Raw genomic sequence first — 20,569 nt, 5'->3', positions numbered from 1 at the left:
AGAGACACCAATGGCACATAAAAAAGCAGGCGGCTCATCCCGTAACGGTCGCGACTCAGCTGGTCGCCGCCTTGGCATCAAAAAGTACGGCGGCGAGTCCGTTATCCCAGGCAACATCATTGCACGTCAGCGTGGCAACAAGTGGTGGCCGGGTACTGGCGTTGGCGAAGGCAAAGATCACACAATCTTCGCAACCGTTGAAGGCAACGTGACGTTCCGCAAGGGCTTCAAAGGCCGCACCTTTATTTCTGTTGCACCGCTCGCCGAGGCAGCTGAGTAACCGAACCTTAGGTTTTTAAGAATTTGAAGGGGTCGGTGCAAACCGACCCCTTTTTCCGTTTAGTTTGCCCACTGAGAAGGAGGGTATGATGTATATCACTATCTTGCCCTTCTTGGGTTTTGCCGCATCACAAGTTGGAACACCTGGACCTGCTAACATGGTCCTTCTGGCAACGGGCGCACGGTTTGGGTTGCGTCGCGCGTTGCCATTTGTGGCTGGTGTCGCACTTGGAAAACAGCTGATCATCTGGCCGCTTGGCTTTGGTTTGATGGCGGTGCAGGACGACTACCCGTTGGTATTTGAAGCCTTAAAATGGGTGTCGATTGCCTATGTTTTATGGCTCGCGTACCGCGTGGCGAATTTGCGCCTGAAGGTTGGAGAAGCCGACGGAACACCCCCCGGTTTCTTTGCGGGCTTGATTGTTCACCCTTTGAATCCAAAGGCTTGGGCGATGATCACAACTGGGTTCACAACTTTCGTGATCGCCGGAACGCCCCCCTTGCAAGCCACAGCGACCATCGCCATCTGTTTGTTGGGACTGCAAATGATACTGCATCCGATATGGACCTATGCGGGACAGCGGATCGCGACAAGTTTGGCCGGAACGCCGGGGGAAAAATACCTGATGTGGACGCTTGCGGCACTTACTGTCGTTTCAGTGCTCTACGCACTATTTGCGGGAGAAGACCTATGAATTCCGAAAGTCGGATTTCAGACGATATCCAGACAAATCAGCCGGTGATCCATGCCGCACGCTTCGCATTGCGCCCTTTGGCGGCATCCGACGCGGGTTTGCTTGAACGTTATTTGTCGGACCAACGCGTCGCAACGATGACACGCGTAATCCCGCATCCTTTGCCACCTGAATACATTGCAAACATGCTGGTGCGTGCGAATGACGTCGAGCGCACAGAGGATTTCTGGGCGATTGACGGTTCCGCCAATGAGCATGCTGAGGTGATGGGAGTTATCAAACTGTCACGCCTTGATCGCAACCAATCCGAGCTACGGTATTGGGTGGCGCCGGCGTTTTGGAATACTGGCATTGCGACCGAAGCCGTTGAGGCAATCTTGTCCGCGAACCCGCAAGGGGCCAGTGATATCTATGCTGAGGTATTTCAAGACAACCCCAGTTCAGCCCGCATCCTGACAAACGCCGAATTTGCCTATCTTGGCGACGCCGAGACCTTCTCCGTGGCGCGCAATATGGTGACACCGACGTGGACCTATGCCCGTAAGATGGGCAAGCCTGCTTGAGCGTTGGCTGCGTTTCGCGTATCGCCCTGTTAACCTGTTAGAAAGCCTGAACCGATGAACTTCCTCGACCTGTGTAAAGTCTATATCCGCTCTGGTAGCGGCGGCGGCGGATGTATTTCGTTCCGGCGTGAGAAATACATCGAATACGGCGGTCCGAACGGTGGTGACGGCGGCAAGGGCGGCAGCGTTATCGTCGAGGCCGTTGATAACCTCAACACATTGATCGACTTTCGCTATCAACAGCATTTCTTTGCCAAAAATGGTGAGGCCGGAAAAGGCCAACAGCGTACTGGTGCGGATGGTGATGACATCATCCTAAAGGTTCCGACCGGAACCGAGATCATGGATGAGGACCAAGAAACTGTTATCGTTGATCTTGCGACTACGGGGCAGCGCGTTGTGTTGGCAAAGGGCGGCAATGGTGGTTGGGGTAACCTGCACTTTAAATCCGCGACGAACCAAGCCCCACGTCGCTCAAACCCCGGTCAAGACGGGATTGAGCGCACGATTTGGCTGCGTCTGAAACTTATCGCCGATGCAGGGCTTTTGGGCCTGCCGAACGCGGGAAAATCCACATTCCTTGCTGCGACGTCTAATGCGCGCCCAAAAATCGCGGATTATCCGTTTACAACGCTGGTTCCAAACCTTGGCGTTGTGGGCGTCGATAACAGCGAATTCGTGATCGCCGACATTCCGGGCCTGATTGAAGGCGCGAGTGACGGTAAAGGCCTAGGCCAGCTGTTCTTGGGCCATGTTGAGCGCAATTCAGTGCTGTTGCACTTGATTGACGGGACGTCCGGCGATCCGGTTGGTGATTACAAAACGATCATTTCCGAGCTTGACGCCTATGGGGGTAATCTTGCTGAAAAGCCACGCGTTACGGTTCTGAACAAGATAGATGCCTTGGATGAAGAAGAACGCCAGTTCATCGTCGGTGAAATCAAGGCTGGAACCGGCGTTGATGTAATGATGATGTCCGGTGCGACCGGCGAGGGGACCGTAGAGGTTCTTCGCGCCCTTAAGCTAGAAATTGACGCCGATAAGGAGCGCCAGAATGAACCTGAGGAGCAAGCTCCTTGGCGTCCCTAAACAATGTAAAACGGCTGGTTGTTAAGATCGGGTCTGCGCTACTTGTTGATCAAAAGACAGGGCTGCGGTCTGATTGGCTGCGATCATTAGCAACAGACGTCGCCGCTTTGCGTGCACGTGGAACGGATGTGATTTTGGTCTCGTCTGGGTCGATTGCATTGGGGCGCGGTGTTCTGGGATTGCCGCGTGCTGAGCTCGCGCTTGAGCAATCACAGGCTGCCGCGGCAGTCGGGCAAATTCAACTTGCACGCGCCTATGAAGAAGCCCTTGCGCCTCACGGCATAACGACAGCGCAGGTTCTGGTGACGTTGGAAGACAGCGAAGACCGCCGCCGCTATTTAAATTCCCGCGCTACGATGGAAACATTGCTGAAACTGGGCGTTACGCCGATTGTAAACGAGAACGATACCGTCGCGACAGATGAAATCCGCTATGGCGACAACGACAGGCTCGCGGCACAGGTTGCTGTGACGGCTGGTGCGGATTGTTTGGTACTGCTCAGCGATGTGGATGGGTTCTACTCTGATAATCCACACATTAACAAAAACGCGAAACACTATGATGTAATTGATAAAATTACTCCCGAAGTCGAACAGCAGGCGGGCGATGCTGGCTCTGGTCTTTCGAAGGGAGGGATGAAAACCAAACTGATGGCTGCGAAACTGGCAACTGATGCGGGGTGCCGCATGGTTATTACGTTAGGAACGCCACTCAACCCTTTGAAAACTCTCGACGATGGGGCAAAGAGCACTTGGTTCAATGCACAGACCAACCCACGTGCGGCGCGTAAAGGTTGGATCGCAGCGATGAAACCTCATGGCGAGGTTACGGTTGATACTGGCGCTGGCGCCGCGCTGAAGTCCGGAAAGTCGCTCCTGCCAATTGGCATCGTTTCAAGCAAAGGAAGCTATCAGCGGGGCGATCCAGTTGCGATTTTTTCCACCGATGGACAGCGTTTAGGACTTGGGCTATCGCGCTATTCCAGCGTTGAGGCTTCGGCCATTAAGGGGATGCAGAGCGAAGATATCGCTCAAGCACTCGGTTATGAAGGACGCGGTGTCTTTATCCATCGCGACGATATGGTGATCTAATGACAAACGACATGAACATTCCCACATTGATGGCTGACATCGGGGAGCGTGCGAAAGTTGCCGCTAGAATTCTTGCTAGCGCCACGCCCGAAGCGAAGACAAAGGCGTTAATGGAAGCGGCGGATGCGGTTTGGGCTGCACGTGCGGCTATTATCGATGCCAATGCTAAAGACATGGAATTCGGTCGCGAGAAGGGGCTAAGCCCCGCAATGCTGGACCGTTTGATGTTGGACGAAGACCGTATCGGCGGCATGGTTGAAGGGTTGCGCGCCGTTGCGGCGCAAGACGATCCTGTCGGTGCTGTCATGGAAGAATGGACCCAGCCTACGGGTCTGCACATTCGTCGTGTCCGGACGCCGCTAGGAGTTATTGGCGTCATCTATGAAAGCCGACCCAATGTGACGGCAGACGCTGGCGCGCTTTGCCTGAAGGCCGGGAATGCGGTTATTTTACGCGGAGGCTCCGAGAGCTTCCATAGCTCCGGCGCAATCCATGCAGCGCTGCAAAATGGACTGCGCTCAGCGGGATTGCCAGAGGACGCCGTGCAGCTTGTCCCTACGCGTGACCGCGCCGCGGTGCGCGAAATGCTTACCATGACGGATACAATTGACGTGATTGTACCACGCGGTGGCAAGGGGCTCGTTGGGCTCGTGCAAAAAGAAGCCCGCGTGCCCGTATTTGCACATCTCGAAGGCATTGTTCACGTTTACATCGACAAAGATGCGGATTCTGCAAAAGCACATGCTGTTGTGATGAATGCCAAAACACGTCGCACAGGTATTTGCGGCGCTGCGGAATGCCTATTGGTTCACAAAGATGCCACAGCCCTTGGGCAGGAGATCATTGATAAACTGATGGCTGCGGGCGTTGATGTGCACGCGAAAGGCCTGAATGGCACCAGTCAGGCTACGAACAATGATTGGGGAATGGAATTCCTCGATATGAAGATCGCTGCGAAAGTGGTTGATAATATTGATGAAGCCATTTCTCACATTCAGGATTTCGGGTCCAACCACACTGATTGTATCCTAACAGAGGATGATGAGGCGGCTGAAGAATTCTTTGGACGCCTCGATTCAGCGATCCTTATGCGCAATGCGTCGACCCAGTTTGCAGACGGTGGTGAATTTGGCATGGGTGCTGAGATTGGCATTGCGACGGGCAAGATGCACGCGCGTGGTCCGGTTGGGGCCGCGCAGCTTACGAGCTTTAAGTATCTGGTTGTCGGTGACGGAACGGTTCGCGCTTAGAACTTTATCGCGACCCAGTCGCTGCCATGTGAAAACGCAAGTTTACGGTCAGCCTGATCAGCCATCTGCGGCAAAAGGCCGAAATGAACCTGTGCAGGGGTCAAATTATCGGCGTGATCTCCTTTGCTAAGGGGCGCCCAAAGCGCGGGATCCAAGTTCAATCGGTCGTGTTTGGCGTGGATGGTCCAATCACCTTGATCTTGCGCGATGTAAATGTCGCCTCCTAATGGTAGAGCCGTCTCAACACACATCACGGCGAGGAGGGCGATCCGCACATCAAGGCGTGACTGATCATCAGGAACGGCCCATGAATATGTCACCCGACTGCCGTTTGAAATCGCCTCAAGTACCGAAATGATTTCGCCACGCTGTACCACTTGGTCCGCGTTTGCATCACCGAACGCCAGACGCATGAACCGCACCTTTGCCGATGCATTTTGTACGCTTTCTGTTACCAGTGCCATTTCTGGGCTATCAGCGACCCCCGATAGGCCAAGTAATTCTATGCCGTTGCCGATCGCGCCCAATGGGTTAATGAGGTCATGGCAGATGCGAGAGCCTAAAAGGGCGTTTAAGTTTGACAAAATGGAGCTCCGAGAGATGACAGGGCCGTCGTTATTTGAACCTGGTATGATCGTGAAACATCCGAACCAGCCGGAGTGGGGGTTAGGGCAAGTCCAATCTGCGGTAGGCGGAAAGGTAACCGTTAATTTTCAAGAGGCCGGCAAGGTGGTCGTTGATGAGGCACGCGTTGGGTTGGTGGTTGTGTCTTATGGTTAACGCGCACGCTAAAAGTGTAAATAGCAAAATTGCTGAACTAAATGACCAAATGGTTAATGCTGCGCCGCAATTTGTAACTCGTCTTGCAGAGTCCGCAGACGATATCCGTTGCGCACAGGCGCTACGGTACAAAATTTTCGTTCAGGAAATGGGCGCGGATGGGCCGCTGGTTGATCATGATCAAGGGCTTGAACGTGATGCGTTTGATAAACACGCGGAACAGTTGTTGTTGCTCGACCTTACGCGCGATCCTAGCGATCAAATCGTAGGTGTTTATCGGTTGCTAGATAGCAATGGGGCCCATGCGGCAGGTCAGTTCTATTCTGAAACGGAATTTGATTTATCATCCTTGGTACAATCTGGTCGCGCACTTATGGAGCTCGGACGGTCCTGTTTACACGCTGATTATCGCGGCGGAGCAGGGATGTCGCATCTGTGGCAAGGGCTCGCTGAAATTGTTCGTGAGCGTCAGATCGATGTTCTGTTCGGTGTCGCAAGCTTTCATGGCACGGATTTGGATGCCTTGGCACCGTCTCTGTCGTTGTTGCACGACAAGCACCTTGCCCCGAAAGATATTCGTGTAAGTTCCCGTTCAGATCCACAGATCAGTTATGGTTCAGTTGCCGATCGCGTGGCGGCCATGCGCAATGTGCCGGCGTTAATTAAGGCATATCTGCGATTGGGGGGCTTTATTGGGGATGGCGTGTTCGTTGATAAAGCCTTTAACACGACTGATGTGTGTCTGATCCTTGATTTGGCTCGGATGTCACCGAAGCAGGCTTCAATGTATGGCGGCTCACGATGACGTGGACATCAGATGATTTGCCGCCGACCCATAGAATTACGCCGATGGGCTGGCTGCGCATTCTTGTGCGCGGCACCGCGGTTGGGGTCGTAACCTTTGGTTGCCTATTGTTGTTGTTGCTCGTTCGGCTGGTTGAGCGGCCCTTGTTCGGGCAAGGCCGTCCTGTGACGCCCTACATTACCCAATTTGTTTGCCGTAGTGCGTTTGTTCTGATGGGAATGAAATACAGGCGTGTCGGGGCTCCGATGGTTGGCGCTGGTGCGGTTGTCGCCAACCATTCGTCTTGGCTGGATATCTTTGCGCTGAATGCAGCCAAACGCATCTATTTTGTCAGCAAAGCAGAAGTCGCCGCATGGCCCGGAATTGGCTGGTTGGCGCGGGCAACAGGTACCGTGTTTATCGCGCGGGACCGTTCGCAAGCCAGTGCGCAGGTGAACGTGTTTCGCACGCGCCTTGGGCTCGGTCATAAGCTGTTGTTTTTCCCCGAAGGCACATCGACGGACGGTCAATTGGTTTTGCCGTTTAAGCCCACGTTGTTCGCAGCGTTCTTCGACGATGCATTGCGCGCCACTCTGGCGATCCAACCTGTGTCTGTAATCTACCACGCGCCAAAAGGGGGCGATCCGCGCCACTACGGTTGGTGGGGCGATATGGATTTCGGCACGCATTTGTTGGCCACACTGGCGCAATCACCACAGGGTGGCGTGACTGTTGTCTATCATGATCCCGTTAGGATTTCCGATTTTGAAAACCGAAAAACACTTGCCGCGCACCTCGAAAACGTGGTGCGAACTGGTCATTCAGACCATAGCTGAGGCGAGGATCGCAAGCGTTTCGGCTGGGTTTTCGGTTTTCCAGACTTCATCACTAAGACCAAAGAAGTCTGTGTGTGGTGACAGCGTGCGGATAAGGTCCAGCGAAAGTGCACCTTCGGCAACGACGGGCACTTCGATCATTTCTGACCACCACTGGAAAAGCTCAAGTTCGGCCTTTTCGCTGTTGCCCAAAGCTGTGTCGCCGACGGGACCGAAGCTGATGTAATCCGCGCCGAGTTCGCAAGCGGTCATGCCGTTGTGGCGGGACGCATAGCAATTGGTGCCAATGATCGCGTCATCGCCAAGGTCTTTGCGAACAGTTTTGATTGTTCGGGCTGCATCATCGAGGTGAACTCCGTCCAACCCGTGAGGTTCGACAAGCATCACATGGCTGTCGATGACCAAGGCCACGTCCCGTGCATGGGTGACTTCGCGCAGGGCATCGGCGGCCTTTGCGATACGAAATTCGTCCTTAGAGCCAAGAGAGAGGCGCACACAGCCCACTTCGACCTTGTCCAGACAGGCTGCCAGAACGTCGGGGTAGGTTGAAAGTTCGAATTCAGACGGGGTGATCAGGTAGATCTGTGGCGTCTGTTTTTCTTCGATGATGTCGTCAGTCATACACGTGGCCTCTCATTGGTGGCCTCGCTATAGCGTCCACATTGCGTATTGAATAGGGGTGCGCTACCTCAGCGGCAAATTAGGAGAGACCCATGCCCACCGATACGCCACAACCGAGCTTTGTTTTGATCCGCCCGCAGATGGGCGAGAACATTGGCGCGGCGGCCCGTGCGATGTGGAATTTCGGGTTGGACCGCATGCGCATTGTCGCGCCGCGTGATGGCTGGCCGAACCCTGCGGCGGATGCGATGGCGTCGGGGGCGGGGCGGCTGTTGGACGAGGCTGAGGTGTCTGAAGATGTCGCGGGCGGGATTGCAGACCGAACCTATGTTTATGCCACAACCGCACGGCCACGCGAGCTGACAAAGCCCGTGTTTTCGCCCGAAGCGGCGATGAAGGACGCCGCCGAGCGCATTGCTCGCGGTGAGAAAGTGGCTGTCATGTTCGGGCCTGAACGGTCCGGCATGGAAAACGCCGACATTGCCCATGCCAATGCGATTATCACTGTTCCAGTGAACCCTGAGTTTCCGTCCCTTAACCTTGCGCAATGTGTGTTGTTGGTTGGCTATGAATGGCGACGTGCGGCTGGAGAGATTGAGGATGTGGTCGTGCAAGGGCAGACGACGCAGATTGCTGACCAACGCGACACCGAAGCGCTGGCGCGTCATTATGAGGAGCGCCTTGAGGAAGCAGGGTTCTTTTACCCAGAGCACAAGGCCGAGAACATGAAGGTGAACCTGCGCAACCTGTGGAGCCGGATGCCGATGACGCGGGCGGATGTGCAAATGCTACACGGGGTGTTGCGCCAGTTGTTGCGTGGGAAAAGCTGACGCTTTGGCGCCTGCCGCGGGCGGGGGCGCACCTGCGGTGCGCTAAAGGTGGGGGCCAGCCCCCATCGCTGCGCGATTCCCCCGGGATATTTGAGAAACAAAAGCAAACTGCGCGAATTCGAGGCCAGTCGCGGTGGCTTTGGGTTGCGACGCGCTATGGTGCGGCTTAGGTTTCGGACAAAGTAAGAATTGAGGTTCAAGATGGCCACCAAGCCGCGCAGTATTTTTGAAGAAGTCAGTGATGTGCAAAAACCCGTGGCGGCACCAGGTGGGATTGATGCCGGCGGGAAGGGCGCGCGCGGGCCGATCCGTGTCTGGCTGATGGTGTTGTTTGCGCTTGTCGTGGTGATGATCACCGTTGGCGGGCTGACACGGCTGACGGATTCAGGCTTGTCGATTACGGAATGGGCGCCGCTGTCAGGGTCGGTTCCGCCAATGAGTGTCGAGGCGTGGGAGGCCGAGTTTGAGGCCTATAAGCAGATCCCCGAGTATATCGAACAGAATACGGGTATGAGCCTGTCTGAATTCAAAGCGATTTACTGGTGGGAGTGGGGCCACCGCCAATTGGGTCGGTTTATCGGCATCGTTTGGGCGTTGGGGTTCTTTTACTTTTTGTTGCGAAAGCAAATTCCCGTCGGATGGACGGGGCGTTTGGTTCTAGTCGGCGCCCTTGGCGGGCTGCAGGGCGCGATTGGCTGGTGGATGGTGCATTCGGGCCTACAGGCGGGGATGCTTGATGTAGCGTCGTACCGATTGGCGATCCATCTGGGGCTCGCGTTTGTTATCCTTGGGTTCATCGCGTGGTATGTGTTCTTGCTGGGCCGTCGTGAGGCGGATTTGATGCAGGCGCGGCGCAATGGTGAAGCAAAGTTGTTTTCCATGTCCACTGGGTTGATGCATTTTGCGTTCCTGCAAATCCTGCTTGGAGCGTTGGTTGCGGGGATTGATGCAGGACGCGCGTTCCCGACGTGGCCGTTGATGGGCGATGGATTTTTCCCGCCCGATCCGTTCCAGCTCAGCCCAATTTGGCGCAACTTCTTTGAAGACGCGGGCTTGGTGCAGTTCATTCACCGCATGTCGGGGTATTTGCTGTTTGCCTTTGGCGTTGTCGTTTGGCTGCGCGGGCGAAAGTCGGCCAACGGGCATACTCGGTTCGGGTTTAATGCAGTGTTTGCGGTGCTCGAGTTGCAGATGGTGATTGGCATTTTCACGGCGCTTTACTCCGCACCTGTGCACATTGCGATCGTGCATCAATTCATGGCGGTCCTATTGTGGGTCGCGATCCTACGGGCGCGGTATTTGGCGCGCTATCCCCTGACACAATCCATTCGAGGAACCTAAGCCATGACTGCATATGATGATCTGATGGCGTTCCAGCGCGAAACCGAAGCGTTAGGCCAAGTGGCAGGGCGCTTGGGGTGGGATCAGGAAACCATGATGCCACGTGAGGCTGGCCCCCAACGGGGCGCAGAAATGGCCGCGATGGAAGGTGTGTTGCATGCGCGGCGTACGGATGCGCGGGTCGCAGAATGGTTGGAAGCAGCGGAACCTACCGGCGAAGTTGAAACCGCGCAGCTTCGTCACATCAAGCGTTCCTTTGAGCGGGCAAGCAAGGTGCCAGCGGCCCTCGCGTCCGAGATTGCACGGGTCACATCCGAGGCGCAGGGCAAGTGGGCCGAGGCGCGTGAGGCGGATGATTTCGCGGCCTTTGCGCCCGTGTTGAAAGAGGTTGTAAAGCTCAAGCGCGAAGAAGGTGCGGCGCTGTCGGCGGGTGGTGATGTCTATGACGCGATGCTGGATGACTATGAACCCGGAGCGACGGCGGCTGAGTTAAGCGCGATGTTTGACGCCTTGCGCCCGCGTTTGGTGGCCTTGCGAGAGGCGATACTGGAGGCGCCTGCGCCAGCGGCCTTGCAGGGTAAGTTTGACGAAGGCGCGCAGATGAAGCTGGCGCGTCAGATTGCCAAGACGTTTGGCTATGACATGACCAAAGGACGCGTGGATAAGGCCGTGCACCCGTTTTCAAGCGGTTCGGGACTGGATGTGCGTATCACCACACGAACGTCAGAAACCGACCCATTCAATTGCATCTACTCAACGATCCATGAGGTCGGGCATGCGTGTTATGAACAGAATATCGATCCGGATTATCTTCTGACGCCACTGGGGCAGGGTGTGTCCATGGGCGTGCATGAAAGCCAAAGCCGGATATATGAAAACCAGATCGGACGGGGGCGTGCCTTTACGGGATGGTTATACGGTCACATGCGCGATGCGTTTGGTGATTTTGGCATTGCGGACGAGGATGCGTTTTACGCTACCGTGAACCGCGTTGAGAATGGCTATATCCGCACAGAGGCCGATGAGGTGCAGTATAACCTGCATGTCCTTTTGCGGTTTGATCTGGAACGTGCGCTGGTGTCCGGTGATATCGAGGTTGATGACCTTGAGGCCGCTTGGAATGAACGGTTTGCAGCCGATTTCGGGTTCGCCGTAGACAAGGCGAGCAACGGGGTTTTGCAGGATGTGCATTGGTCTGTCGGTTTGTTCGGCTATTTCCCAACCTATTCATTGGGGAATGTCTATGCGGGCTGTTTGAACGAAGCGATGCGTAAGGGCGTTCCGGATGTGGATGCGGCGTTGGCACGCGGGGATACGTCCCATGCGACCCGTTGGTTGCGTGAGAACCTGCAAACCCACGGCGGGCTTTATGCGCCACGGGATGTGATTGCAAAGGCTTGCGAGTTTGAACCGTCAGAGGCGCCATTGCTGAGCTATCTGGAAGATAAATTCAACGGTATCTACGGGTTGTAAGCGCGAGGGGCGCTGCCCCGTCCTTCGGCCTCCCCGAGGTTTAAGAAACAAAAGAAGTTAGGACCAATCGGGATCGCGTTTTTCCAGGAACGCGTTGATGCCCTCATTGGTGTTTGCGTCCAGCATGTTTTCAACCATGCGCGCGCCTGTGTAGGCATAGGCGTCTGGGGTGTTCATCTGGGCCTGCGTGTAAAAGGCTTGCTTGCCGGTTTTGACGGCAACGGGCAATTTGTTGGCGATGGTTTCGGCCATTTCGCGGGTGGCTTGGGCCAGTTGTTCAGCGGGAACGGATTTGTTGATCAGTCCAAGGGTCTGGGCCTCAGTCGCGTCGATAAATCGGCCTGTAGTAAGCATTTCGAACGCTTGTTTATGCGGGATGTTGCGGGTGAGGGCGACCATTGGGGTTGAACAGAACAGCCCGATGTTCACTCCGTTCACGCCAAATTTGCAGGTATCGGCCGACACAGCCAGATCACAGGTTGCGACCAGCTGACACCCAGCAGCGGTGGCAATTCCGTGGGTTTGCGCGATGACGGGCTGGGGCAGTTTCTGGATCGTTTGCATCATTTTCGCACATCGATCGAACAAATCGCCAAGGGCGGCCACTCCGCCATCCTCCGCCTGACGCGCGGCCTGCATTTCGCGCAGATCATGGCCCGCACAGAATGCTTTTCCGGCCCCAGACAGGATAACCACGCGGGTTTCCGTGTCTTCCATCAACCCATCAAATTCCGCCTGAAGGGCCGCTAGCATTCCATCACTTAGGGCGTTCAAACGTTCTGGCGCGGTCATTTCAATATGGGCCACGCCATTATTGTCGGATCGAGTAAGATGGGGCAACTTGTGTCTCCGTAAAGTGTCAGGCAAGTCTATGGATAAAGGGGGCGTTTGGCTATGGAAATGAAGATGGATTCGGCCGCGTTGCAGGCTTTTTTGGATCGCGATTTCCCACAGGTCTCTAGCGATTTTGAGTTTGAAGAGGTTGCGCCGCCGTTCGTGACAATGGCGCTCGCCGCATCAGAGAAGCATTTACGGCCAGGTGGAACGGTATCTGGTCCAAGTATGTTCGCATTGGCCGATGTTTGCGCCTATTTCTGCATCTTGTCGGTCTTAGGGCCGGTTGGGTTGGCCGTGACGACCAATTGCTCCATTGATTTTATGCGCAAACCGCAACCGGGACGGCTGTTGTGCCGGATGGAATTGCTAAAACTGGGGAAGGCTCTGGCCGTGTGCGAAGGGCGGTTGTTTAGTGAAGGGGCGCCAGACAAACCCGTCGCGCGGGCCTCGCTCACTTATTCCATACCTCCATCTGCTTAGAATTCAGGCGAGGTGCTGGTGTTGGGTTTTTCCGGTTGTATGTCGAAGTTAGGGATATTTACTGGGGTATAATAATACCTAATTCATAATGCATTGTAATCATTAACTTAATACACGGTCGCACCGCTTGACCGAGATATTTAACCGCGTATAACGCCCCAATCGAATGACGGGCCGCTTGCGTGGTCTAAATACTTTAGGAATGACCGATGAAAACCTTCTCTGCTACTCCGGCGGATATTGAGAAGAAATGGATCCTCGTTGACGCTGAAGGCGTTGTACTTGGCCGTCTTGCTTCCATTATCGCCATGCGCTTGCGCGGCAAGCACAAAGCAACGTTCACACCGCACATGGATATGGGCGACAACGTTATTGTCATCAACGCGGACAAGATCCAGTTGACTGGCAACAAGCGTGACAAGCCAAACTACTGGCACACAGGCACCGTTGGCGGCATCAAATCCCGCACAACTGGCGAAATCCTCGAAGGCAAACACCCTGAGCGTGTTGTCATGCAAGCTGTTAAGCGCATGTTGCCTGGCAACCGTCTGTCTCGCGTTCAGATGACACACCTGCGTGTGTTCGCTGGTGCTGAGCACGGCATGGAAGCCCAAAAGCCTGAAGTTCTGGACGTTAAGTCCATGAACAAAAAGAACACGAGGACTGCATAATGGCCGATCAAGTGAACTCCCTCGAAGAGCTGGGCCAAGTTGCCGAAGGCGTAGCACCGGCTGAAGTCGTTGCAGAAGCCATCGCACGTGAGCCTGTAAAAGACGAACTCGGTCGCTCCTACGCGACTGGTAAGCGTAAAGACGCGATCGCGCGCGTTTGGATCAAGCCAGGTTCCGGTAAAGTCATCATCAACGGCCGTGAGCAGGAAACATACTTCGCACGTCCCGTTCTGCGCATGATCCTGCTGCAGCCTTTCGAAGTAACTGCCACCGTTGGTCAGTTCGACGTCATGGCGACAGTCAAGGGCGGCGGTCTGTCTGGTCAAGCTGGTGCGGTTAAGCACGGCATCTCCAAGGCGCTGCAATTGTTTGACCCAACACACCGCGCTGCTCTGAAAGCAGCTGGCTTCATCACACGCGACAGCCGTGTTGTTGAACGTAAGAAGTACGGTAAAGCAAAAGCCCGTAAGAGCTTCCAGTTCTCTAAGCGTTAAGCTTTACGGACATCGCAAAACGAAAAGGGCGCGCCATTCCGGTTGCGCCCTTTTTCATTTTCTTTGGCTCTTAAGTACTCTGGGGAGTCCGAAGGACGGGGCAAAGCCCCGCTGGATCGGATTTGCGAAGCAAATTCGACTACTCGTTGTCAGGGCGCACCAAACCAAGGCCGCGCAGATAAACCCCGATACCTGTTTCCAACAAATCCTCAGGCGGAAACGGCGATTTGGTTCCGGGGGATCCTCGCGCAAACAACTCCACGACCCCGTGGCTCATGGCCCAGATATGGGCACTAAACATCTGCGGGGGTGGGCGCTTTTCCTCTGGAATGTGCATGGACAGTTCTTCAGCGGCCTTTTCCAGCACGCCCATCGCGCGGGTTGCAACATCGTTCAATTTTGGCGTGCGTTGAATTGAAATGCCACTTTCAAACATCGCCACATAGTGACCTGGGTATTTTCGCGCGAAAGCAAGGTAGGCGCGCCCTGTCGCCTCAAACGATGCCAGCGCAGACGGCTGACCTTTGCCGTAAGCGTATTCCATAAGGTCAGCGAAAATCTCGTACCCTTGGCGCGCTGCTTCTGCGATGAGATCTTCGCGACCCTCAAAGTGACGATACACCGCAGCGGGGGTAACGCCTGCTTCGCGGGCTGCCTCGGACAGGGTAAATCCGGTAGGGCCTTTTTCCTCAATCAAACGCAACGCACCATCGACCAATGCGCGCTTAAGGTCACCGTGATGATACCCGCGTTTAGCCACCCAGATGCTCCGGTCCGCCGACGATCTTCGGGTCAACGTCTCCCAATGCCTTGGCGTCTTTTCCGGTGTAATCCAGCTGTTGAAGAACCGCGCGGATCGCACTCACCCGTGCGCGTCGCTTGTCAGCTGATCGCACCACCATCCATGGCGTATCGTCTGTGTGGGTCTTGGCCAGTGTTTCGGTGATTGCCGCGCTGTAGTCGTCCCATTTCTTTAGGCCCTCAACGTCAATCCAGCTGAGTTTCCATTGCTTGAGTGGGTCGCTCTCACGGTCCAGAAACCGCTGCAATTGCGCCGCACGATCAACCGTCAGCCAAATCTTGAAAACTTTGATACCTTCATCAACCAGCATCTGCTCAAACGGGTTTACTTGCTCAAACCATTTGTCGCGCTGTTTGTCGTCACAAAAGCCGAAAACCTTCTCAACGACACCGCGATTGTACCAAGACCGATCGAAAAAGACGATCTCACCCTCGGTGGGCAAGTGTTGGATGTAACGTTGGAAATACCATTGGCCGGCTTCGGCGTCCGTCGGTTTGCTAAGGGCCACAACACGTGCACCCCGTGGGTTCAAGTTTTCGCGGAAACGTTTAATCGTGCCACCTTTGCCTGCCGCATCGCGTCCTTCAAAAACAATCGCAATCCGCTGACCCGTTTCACGCGCCCATGCCTGCATTTTGACCAATTCGATCTGGATCGCGGCGAGGGCATCTTCGTACTCGCTACGCTTCCATTTCTTGTCGTAGGGAAAATCTGTGGCAAGGATTTCGCCCTTTTGCACGCCCTCGATCTCACCGCGCACCCCAGCAGGGGCGTCTTCGCGGAAATAGCGGCTGATTTCGCCGTCAAAGGGCAGGTCTGTCATCGGTTTGGCCTCATCGTTTCTCGTTCGCTTCACGGTTACAGAGGGTTAGCACACTCTGACCACTGCCGCGAAGGCTTATGTGTTAACCTTTAACATAGGTATCATGTGAAAGAACGCAATCGCGACGGCCTGTCGGTGCTTCATTCCGTTGCGTCTGTCGGAGCCCGTAAATCCGTGCTACTCAGCCCAATCTGTTCAATGTCATACGGGGTTGTCAGATAAATCTCGGAAATCCAGTTGCCATACAGCAAGTGCGCGTGACTACGCCATTTGTTCATCGGCGGCTGTGACGGATCGTCATTAGGGAAGTAATCCACCGGAAGTTGGATTTCTGACCCCTCAACCTGATTGCTTTCCAGATCGCGGATGTACTCTTGGTTCAGCGTGTCGCTGTCGTATTCGAAGTGGTTGAACACATAGATCGCACGGTGCGCCGGGTCTTCGACGAGCGCAGGGCCAACCTCATTGGAATCGAGCAATGTCGTCAAACCCGCAGCATCAATCTCGTCGCGCTTCATCTCTGTCCAGCGGCTAACAGGCATCGCCATTTCATCAGAAAATCCTCTGAGATAAGGGCTTTGCGGCGCGTAGTTTATGTGGCGATAGCAACCGAAAAGTTTGGTATCCAATAGGTGTTTCTTGACCCCGTGGAAGTGGTTGATCATGGCCATGCCCCCCCAACACACGCCAAAGGTGGAATGCACGTTGGTTTGGGTCCAGTCCATGATTTCGCACAGCTCATCCCAATAGGTTACGTCCTCGAACTCAAGATGTTCGATCGGTGCGCCTGTAATGATGAGCCCATCAAACTTCTGGTCCTTCACCTCTTGGAAGGTGCGGTAAAACTCTTTCATGTGGTCGGCCGCAGTATTTCGGGCCTCATGTTCGGACATGCGGATCAACGTCAGTTCGATCTGCAACGGTGTCGCGCCAATCAGTCTAGCGAACTGATTTTCCGTCTGAATTTTCTTCGGCATCAGATTGAGGATACCAATGCGCATGGGGCGAATATCTTGGGTGTCCGCCATAGCACGTCCCATCACCATCACACCCTCGCGCGAAAGCACATCGTAAGCGGGTAGGGAACGAGGAAGGCGAATGGGCATATTGGGGCATACTTCTTGAATTATTAACTTTTGTAGCATATTTGCGTCATAATCTTATAGCATGCTACCCTTTAACCTTAGCTTTCTTGGTTTTTTTTGGAGGCCACCAAATGCGTTATCGCACCTCGAAGGAATTCTTAGATGATGACGAAAAATCCGTCTTGGTCTTTGGAATGTCGGGCGTGGGGAAAAGTCACGTCGCTAACCTCCTTACTCAGGCAGGTGACTGGCTGACTCACTCAATCGATAAACGTATCGGAGATTTGCTTCAGAAGCATATTTTGGCTGACTATGCACCTAAAGATTGGGAGAACGTACTTGATTTGCTACGAAACGGCGATCTTTCTCCTATTGTGAAATACTTAGGAAAGCCAGGAAGCCAATCATTGGGTGGCCGGAGTTTTGCCAGTTACCGAAAACGTTTGAAGGTTCACGCGCAAGCCGAGAAGTTTGCCTTGGTCGAGTCACCTAGCGTTTTTGATGTGTTTCAATCAGCAAACCAAACGCAGAGGAACTTCCTGTGTGATACTGGAGGAAGTATCTGTGAAGTTCTTCACATTTTGAAAGACTCGAGTTTGTTAGCGGCGATGTCTCACAGGATGTTGTTTGTCTATATCGAAGCAGAAGAGCACTACGATGATATACTAGTTGACCGATTTGTTCGTGATCCAAAGCCAATGTTCTATAATGATGAATTTCTGGTAGAGAAGTGGAAGCAATATTTAAGCGAAAATGATGTTTCTTCCTCCAAGGTCGATCCGAACGAATTTGCCGTTTGGGGCTTTAATGAACTGGTTAAACATAGGCGCCCACTTTACGAGAGCATTGCTAAAAAGTGGGGCGTAACAGTTTCAGCTTCTGATATTTCTGAAGTCGAAAACTCCAATGACTTTCTTGAACTTGTTTCAAATGCTATCGCAACGAAGAGAAGCCACCCTTATTCAAAAGACTTACAAGTTGGTAGAGTTTTTGCTCAACGTAGGCGGGAGTTGCAAGTTACCAAGAAACGTCTTGCTGAAGTGATTGGAGTACCTGAGTCGGTAATCACAAAAATTGAGAACTCAAAGCTAATTCCAACAGACCGGCTTGAGCAAAGATTATATCAGATCCTGTATGTAAATTCTCTCAAGCCACGCCCTCCTATTTCCGGGAAAACTCGAAAGAGTGCTTCGATGCGGTTAGTTGAAGGGCTACTCGAGCAAAACTGACAATAAGGAAAAAAGCCCCGCCGGAAGGGGCGGGGCTCAATCAATTCACACTGTGAAGCGTCTTAGAAGCTGTAACCGATTTTCAGACCAAGCGCGATTGCATCATTGTCGTTGAAAGCGCCGCCAACTGGGGGATCTGTCACAGCATCGCCGATGTCTACGTAACGCACACCGCCCGATATGGCGACGCCATTGTCCATCGTATACTTTGCTCCAATTTGGTAGCTGATGAAGCCGTCTGTCGGTCCGAGGTTTCCTGTGGTTTCACCAGTGGAGTTTTCATAACCAATTGCAAAAGACGCAGAAAGCTGATCTGTAATCCGACGGCCGACACCGAGGGTATAGGTATAGACGTCATCATCGTATTCTACGATTGGAGTAGGTGTAAGCGGGCTGTCATCAATGAGTTTGAACCCGTCCCACGCGACATAGCGGACAGAACCAAACAACAACGTATCCGCAGCGATTCCTGTTTGGAAATCGACGTTTACAGATTCAGGAATCGTTGTGGTCAAAGCGGTACTACCAAAGCCGCTGCTTCCTAATTCCAGATCAATCTCACTGCTGTAGGTAACAGCAAGACGTAGGGCAATATCTTCACGCTCGTATGCACCACCGATTACGTAGCCAATGCCGCTGTCGCTGGAATAGTCGGACTGATAAGCCGGTACGATGCCAGGAATGGCAGCGCGATTGTACGTACCTTCAACTTGTACGTAACGAAGACCACCGTGGAAGCTGAAATTTGGGTTGATTTCGTAACGCCCTAAAACGGTTACACCATCGGATTCAACTTTTGCGCTCGTCGTAGTCAAAATATAAGTGCTGCCAGTATCATAATCGACTTGTGCACCAAACGGCTGGTCATAAATGATAGCAAGTGATGCCTGATCGGACAGCTGTGTTTTGTATGCCATGCCAAGTTGCATATAATTTGGTGTTACATTGCCCGTAGTGCCACCAATCCCGACACCAGACACGTCCGGCGAAACGGAGCCAAAGCTCAGCTCTGCGTAGTCGCCGTCTTCAAAGATTACGCCAATGCCTTGACCGGAACGGTCCAAACCACCTGCGGTGGCAATGCTTGTCGTCATAAGCAGGGCTGCGCCTGCTGTCATAAACTTTTTCATGTCTCTTTCCCTTATCCCTAGAGTGCATGTATTCTCCCAATTCATACCCTACGGAGGGTGCGGTATTTTGGTCAATTCTTATCCCACCGTTACGCTACGTCCAAAAGTAAGCATACCCAATTGGAGACATTTGCATCACGTTTTCACGTGTTGACCATAGGTAATGTTTAGATAATTCGCCGCAAAAATCACAACAGCCCCCACAAACACCCACGGATCCAGAGCCTCGTTGTACACTTGTGCCGCCACGATCGCGATGACCGGGAGTCGAATGAAGTCGATCGGAATGACGATATTTGCAGGGGCGAGAGAGAGGGCCGTTGTCAGGCAGAAATGCGCGATAAGGCCCGCAAAGCCGATCAGTATGATCCAAGGAAGGGATGAACCGCTTGGGAAGGCGATGTCTCCGTCGTAACCGGCGCAAACAATTCCAAAGATCGCTTGAAGGACTGTTAACCAGAACAGAATGCACGTGATGCTTTGATGACGGGTAAGTTTGCGGGTGAATATTGCCGTCAACGCGAACCCAACCGCAGCTGCGGCAGCGGCAATGGCGCCCGATGAGATCAAGGTGTGGCCCGGTTGGGTCACAATCATCACGCCGGTGAATCCAATTATCGCGGCTAGCATTCCGATCCACGTGATGCGTTCGTTTAACAGCAACGGCGAAAACAAGATGACCCAGATGGGTGTCGTAAATTCTAGCGCAAATACTTGAGCAAGCGGGATCACTGTAAGGGCAAAAAACCAAAGGTTCTGCCCCGTAAAGTGAGCGAGGTTTCGTAAGGTATGCAAACCCAATTGCTGGCGGTTTACTTGGTTCAATGTTCCAGCAAGCGAGCCCACGATCAAAACAATCACGATCCCCGTAAGACTTCGAAACATCATGATTTCAAAGGTATCAAGCTCAAGGCTTACCGCGCGTCCTGCGATTGCCATCGACGTGAAGGACACAATCGCACCAATCATCCAGATTCCGGCACGCGTTGTGTTTGTCATCGTTGTTAGCCCTGCAAGAACAGACAACAGCCTGTCAAAAGCACGGGCGTTTCACCGCGTTGCGTTAGAACACGTGCCGAATAGGGACCAGTTTCGCACGCTGCGGGCTCGACGATCAAAATCGCACTGTCACCGCGACCAATGAGCGTAAAGGCACGTGGCCAGTCAGCACCTTCGGCAGGTGTATCCAGCATGACCGTCATGTCAGACGTACCGCGATAGTCGAAATCTGCTTGGGTGTTGTCCATGGAAAGCGACCATTCCGGTTCATTGCCACTGCACGCAATCGGCGTCGTAACAATCACGGGTTGCTCTTGCGCATTCGCAAGGGAGACAAAACCGGCAAGAAAAACTGATATCAAGAACCGCATAGTGTCGACCCTAAAC

At 53.7% G+C, this 20,569-nt stretch carries 25 protein-coding genes; 16 read left to right on the top strand and 9 right to left on the bottom strand.

The features are described from left to right. The first annotated feature begins 10 nt into the window (after nucleotides 1-10). From rpmA to OCA8868_RS01530, 6 genes are all read left to right on the top strand, one after another. A complete protein-coding gene (gene rpmA, locus OCA8868_RS01555) occupies nucleotides 11-280 on the top strand; it encodes a 50S ribosomal protein L27 (RefSeq protein WP_093994794.1) in 270 nt (89 codons plus the stop codon). Nucleotides 281-368: 88 nt separating this feature from the next. Continuing rightward, complete coding sequence (locus OCA8868_RS01550) at nucleotides 369-974, top strand: LysE family translocator (protein ID WP_093994793.1); 606 nt, start codon at nucleotides 369-371, stop codon at nucleotides 972-974. Next, the gene (locus tag OCA8868_RS01545; protein WP_093994792.1) at nucleotides 971-1,537 is read left to right on the top strand and encodes a GNAT family N-acetyltransferase; all 567 of its coding nucleotides are present in this window, start codon (nucleotides 971-973) and stop codon (nucleotides 1,535-1,537) included. The genes OCA8868_RS01550 and OCA8868_RS01545 overlap by 4 nt, the downstream gene beginning before the upstream one ends. 54 nt (nucleotides 1,538-1,591) lie before the next feature. Continuing rightward, a complete protein-coding gene (obgE, locus tag OCA8868_RS01540) occupies nucleotides 1,592-2,626 on the top strand; it encodes a GTPase ObgE (protein WP_093994791.1) in 1,035 nt (344 codons plus the stop codon). Continuing rightward, nucleotides 2,614-3,717 (top strand): glutamate 5-kinase, encoded by a 1,104-nt coding sequence (gene proB / locus OCA8868_RS01535; protein WP_093994790.1) that lies wholly within the window; start codon nucleotides 2,614-2,616, stop codon nucleotides 3,715-3,717. The genes obgE and proB overlap by 13 nt, the downstream gene beginning before the upstream one ends. Further along, nucleotides 3,717-4,967, top strand: a complete 1,251-nt coding sequence (locus OCA8868_RS01530) for a glutamate-5-semialdehyde dehydrogenase (protein WP_093994789.1) — start codon at nucleotides 3,717-3,719, stop codon at nucleotides 4,965-4,967. The genes proB and OCA8868_RS01530 overlap by 1 nt, the downstream gene beginning before the upstream one ends. Here OCA8868_RS01530 and OCA8868_RS01525 read toward each other — a convergent pair. Then, nucleotides 4,964-5,551 (bottom strand): histidine phosphotransferase family protein, encoded by a 588-nt coding sequence (locus OCA8868_RS01525; RefSeq protein WP_245847982.1) that lies wholly within the window; start codon nucleotides 5,549-5,551, stop codon nucleotides 4,964-4,966. The two genes, OCA8868_RS01530 and OCA8868_RS01525, sit on opposite strands and share 4 nt — an antisense overlap. A 16-nt stretch (nucleotides 5,552-5,567) precedes the next feature. Between OCA8868_RS01525 and OCA8868_RS01520 the strand changes: the two genes are divergently transcribed. Genes OCA8868_RS01520 through olsA form a run of 3 tightly spaced genes read left to right on the top strand, consistent with a single transcriptional unit; the run spans nucleotide 5,568 to nucleotide 7,367 of the window. Next, complete coding sequence (locus tag OCA8868_RS01520; protein WP_245847980.1) at nucleotides 5,568-5,747, top strand: DUF3553 domain-containing protein; 180 nt, start codon at nucleotides 5,568-5,570, stop codon at nucleotides 5,745-5,747. Continuing rightward, nucleotides 5,707-6,552, top strand: coding sequence for an L-ornithine N(alpha)-acyltransferase (gene olsB, locus OCA8868_RS01515; protein WP_306456095.1), 846 nt, complete (start codon nucleotides 5,707-5,709; stop codon nucleotides 6,550-6,552). The genes OCA8868_RS01520 and olsB overlap by 41 nt, the downstream gene beginning before the upstream one ends. Continuing rightward, on the top strand, nucleotides 6,549-7,367 hold the full coding sequence (gene olsA, locus OCA8868_RS01510) for a lyso-ornithine lipid O-acyltransferase (RefSeq protein WP_093994787.1): 819 nt from the start codon (nucleotides 6,549-6,551) through the stop codon (nucleotides 7,365-7,367). Before olsB ends, olsA begins: the two co-directional genes overlap by 4 nt. Here the strand turns inward: olsA and OCA8868_RS01505 are convergent. After that, the gene (locus OCA8868_RS01505) at nucleotides 7,353-7,988 is read right to left on the bottom strand and encodes a thiamine phosphate synthase (RefSeq protein WP_093994786.1); all 636 of its coding nucleotides are present in this window, start codon (nucleotides 7,986-7,988) and stop codon (nucleotides 7,353-7,355) included. The two genes, olsA and OCA8868_RS01505, sit on opposite strands and share 15 nt — an antisense overlap. A gap of 92 nt (nucleotides 7,989-8,080) precedes the next feature. Between OCA8868_RS01505 and OCA8868_RS01500 the strand changes: the two genes are divergently transcribed. From OCA8868_RS01500 to OCA8868_RS01490, 3 genes are all read left to right on the top strand, one after another. Then, entirely contained in the window at nucleotides 8,081-8,818 is a 738-nt protein-coding gene (locus OCA8868_RS01500) for an RNA methyltransferase (protein ID WP_093994785.1), read from the top strand. 201 nt (nucleotides 8,819-9,019) lie between these two features. Next, on the top strand, nucleotides 9,020-10,159 hold the full coding sequence (gene ctaA, locus OCA8868_RS01495) for a heme A synthase (protein WP_093994784.1): 1,140 nt from the start codon (nucleotides 9,020-9,022) through the stop codon (nucleotides 10,157-10,159). A 3-nt stretch (nucleotides 10,160-10,162) separates the two neighbouring features. Continuing rightward, entirely contained in the window at nucleotides 10,163-11,632 is a 1,470-nt protein-coding gene (locus OCA8868_RS01490) for a carboxypeptidase M32 (protein ID WP_093994783.1), read from the top strand. 57 nt (nucleotides 11,633-11,689) lie between these two features. Here OCA8868_RS01490 and OCA8868_RS01485 read toward each other — a convergent pair whose 3' ends face one another. Beyond that, complete coding sequence (locus OCA8868_RS01485) at nucleotides 11,690-12,472, bottom strand: enoyl-CoA hydratase (protein WP_093994782.1); 783 nt, start codon at nucleotides 12,470-12,472, stop codon at nucleotides 11,690-11,692. Between the two features lie 54 nt (nucleotides 12,473-12,526). Here OCA8868_RS01485 and OCA8868_RS01480 point away from each other — a divergent pair, with 54 nt between their 5' ends. The 3 genes from OCA8868_RS01480 (at nucleotide 12,527) to rpsI (ending at nucleotide 14,114) form a co-directional block, all read left to right on the top strand. Beyond that, nucleotides 12,527-12,949 carry a PaaI family thioesterase gene (locus OCA8868_RS01480; protein WP_093994781.1) on the top strand — a complete coding sequence of 141 codons (423 nt, stop codon included), beginning with the start codon at nucleotides 12,527-12,529 and terminating at the stop codon, nucleotides 12,947-12,949. 209 nt (nucleotides 12,950-13,158) lie between these two features. Beyond that, entirely contained in the window at nucleotides 13,159-13,620 is a 462-nt protein-coding gene (rplM, locus tag OCA8868_RS01475; protein WP_093994780.1) for a 50S ribosomal protein L13, read from the top strand. Then, nucleotides 13,620-14,114 (top strand): 30S ribosomal protein S9, encoded by a 495-nt coding sequence (rpsI, locus tag OCA8868_RS01470; protein ID WP_093994779.1) that lies wholly within the window; start codon nucleotides 13,620-13,622, stop codon nucleotides 14,112-14,114. Before rplM ends, rpsI begins: the two co-directional genes overlap by 1 nt. 139 nt (nucleotides 14,115-14,253) lie before the next feature. On the opposite strand, the gene OCA8868_RS01465 is transcribed toward rpsI, so the two are convergent. The 3 genes from OCA8868_RS01465 to OCA8868_RS01455 form a co-directional block, all read right to left on the bottom strand. Continuing rightward, entirely contained in the window at nucleotides 14,254-14,874 is a 621-nt protein-coding gene (locus OCA8868_RS01465) for a TetR/AcrR family transcriptional regulator (RefSeq protein ID WP_093994778.1), read from the bottom strand. Beyond that, entirely contained in the window at nucleotides 14,867-15,739 is an 873-nt protein-coding gene (ppk2, locus tag OCA8868_RS01460; RefSeq protein ID WP_093994777.1) for a polyphosphate kinase 2, read from the bottom strand. Before ppk2 ends, OCA8868_RS01465 begins: the two co-directional genes overlap by 8 nt. A gap of 140 nt (nucleotides 15,740-15,879) precedes the next feature. Continuing rightward, nucleotides 15,880-16,845 carry a homoserine O-succinyltransferase gene (locus tag OCA8868_RS01455; RefSeq protein WP_093994776.1) on the bottom strand — a complete coding sequence of 322 codons (966 nt, stop codon included), beginning with the start codon at nucleotides 16,843-16,845 and terminating at the stop codon, nucleotides 15,880-15,882. Nucleotides 16,846-16,955: 110 nt separating this feature from the next. Here OCA8868_RS01455 and OCA8868_RS01450 point away from each other — a divergent pair, with 110 nt between their 5' ends. Next, complete coding sequence (locus tag OCA8868_RS01450; RefSeq protein ID WP_093994775.1) at nucleotides 16,956-18,053, top strand: helix-turn-helix domain-containing protein; 1,098 nt, start codon at nucleotides 16,956-16,958, stop codon at nucleotides 18,051-18,053. 62 nt (nucleotides 18,054-18,115) lie between these two features. On the opposite strand, the gene OCA8868_RS01445 is transcribed toward OCA8868_RS01450, so the two are convergent. The 3 genes from OCA8868_RS01445 to OCA8868_RS01435 form a co-directional block, all read right to left on the bottom strand. Beyond that, nucleotides 18,116-19,183 carry an OmpP1/FadL family transporter gene (locus tag OCA8868_RS01445; protein WP_179214743.1) on the bottom strand — a complete coding sequence of 356 codons (1,068 nt, stop codon included), beginning with the start codon at nucleotides 19,181-19,183 and terminating at the stop codon, nucleotides 18,116-18,118. A gap of 135 nt (nucleotides 19,184-19,318) precedes the next feature. Then, nucleotides 19,319-20,182, bottom strand: coding sequence for a DMT family transporter (locus OCA8868_RS01440; RefSeq protein ID WP_093994774.1), 864 nt, complete (start codon nucleotides 20,180-20,182; stop codon nucleotides 19,319-19,321). A gap of 5 nt (nucleotides 20,183-20,187) precedes the next feature. After that, complete coding sequence (locus tag OCA8868_RS01435) at nucleotides 20,188-20,553, bottom strand: hypothetical protein (protein WP_093994773.1); 366 nt, start codon at nucleotides 20,551-20,553, stop codon at nucleotides 20,188-20,190. Nucleotides 20,554-20,569: the final 16 nt, after the last annotated feature.

Source organism: Octadecabacter ascidiaceicola, assembly GCF_900185015.1.
Classification (GTDB): domain Bacteria; phylum Pseudomonadota; class Alphaproteobacteria; order Rhodobacterales; family Rhodobacteraceae; genus Octadecabacter; species Octadecabacter ascidiaceicola.
The sequence above is the reverse complement of the archived record's forward strand: the minus strand, read 5'-3'. Positions and strand labels throughout refer to the sequence as shown.